The 1,284-nt window shown below is 69.2% G+C and carries 1 protein-coding gene; it reads left to right on the top strand.

What is annotated here, in order from left to right; translation table 11 throughout:
• Positions 1 to 1,201: transposase (locus tag J1M86_RS25475; RefSeq protein ID WP_206511867.1), on the top strand; the 1,201-nt coding region annotated here is incomplete at its 5' end.
• Positions 1,202 to 1,284: the final 83 nt, after the last annotated feature.

Below are 1,284 nucleotides of genomic sequence, written 5' to 3'. Positions count from 1 at the left end.
CGACACCGGTGTCCTCAAGGGCCGGACCCGCAGGGCGTTGGATTCGACCGTCCTCAACGACGCGGTCGCCACCCAGGACACCGTCACCCAGCTGGTCGCCGCGATCCGCCGGGTCGCCGCCATTGTCCCCGGCGGCGGAGAGGTCGTGGAAAGGCTGGGCACCGCCACCGACTACTCCAAGCCCGGCAAACCCGACATCGCGTGGGACGACAAGCCCGCCCGCGAACAGCTGGTCGATGCCCTGGTCCGCGACGCGGTGGCGGTCGTGGCCGCATTGACCGGGCCGGGCACCGAACAGCCGGATGCGGGCTCACCCGCAGGTCAGGCGTTGGCACTGCTGGCACTGGTCGCCGGCCAGGACGTCGAATGGATCGACACCGACGGCTCGGGCGACGGACATGGTGGGGGTCGGTGGCGGATCGCCCGCAACGTCGCCGCGGACCGGGTGATTTCCACCGTCGACACCGAGACCCGGCACGCCCACAAGACCCGTTCACGCCGTCAGGACGGATACAAGGGACACATCAACGCCGAACCCGACACCGGGTTGATCACCGCCGCGACCCTAACGAAAGCCGCAGGCCCGGGCAGTGGCGACGCGGAGGTCGGCCGCGAGTTGATCGCCGCCGATGACACCCTCGACGGCCCGGCGCAGGTGCTCGGCGATTCCGCCTACGGCAGCGGCCAGATGCTCGACGACATCGCCGACGCCGGTCACGATCCGGTGATCAAACCCAAACCCGTCCCTACCCCGCCGGGCCTTGCGAACCCGTTCACCGCCGACGAGTTCACCGTCGATCACGACGAGCAGCGTGTGACCTGCCCGAACGGGGTGAGCGCCTCGTTCGCGAACAAGTCTCGCACCGCGAAATTCAGGAAAGCCTGCACCACATGTCCTTTCCGGTCCAGGTGCACCACCTCGCCCGCCGGCCGCACCGTCCAGATCGGGGAACACGACCGGCGGGTGCGTGAGCACCGGGCACGCTGGGCAAACGATGAGCAGATGCGCGGGGACTACCGGCAGCATCGTCCGATGATCGAACGGTCCATTGCATGGATGACCCGCGGGGCGCGGACCCTGCGCTACCGCGGTGTCGTCAAGAACGATGCGTGGTGGAATCTGCGGGCCGCGTCGGTGAACCTGCAGCGGCTCACCGCCCTCGGGTTGGGCGTCGAGGACGGGGTCTGGGCCCTTGGATAGGCGGTGGGTGAGCCCCGCACCCGGCCGGGGTGCTTCCGCAGTACTCGTGGCCCCGGATTTCCTGCCTTCGACGGGAAATCCGG

This window comes from Rhodococcus sp. KRD197 (assembly GCF_017168235.1).
Taxonomy (GTDB): Bacteria; Actinomycetota; Actinomycetes; order Mycobacteriales; family Mycobacteriaceae; genus Rhodococcoides.
The sequence above is the reverse complement of the archived record's forward strand: the minus strand, read 5'-3'. Positions and strand labels throughout refer to the sequence as shown.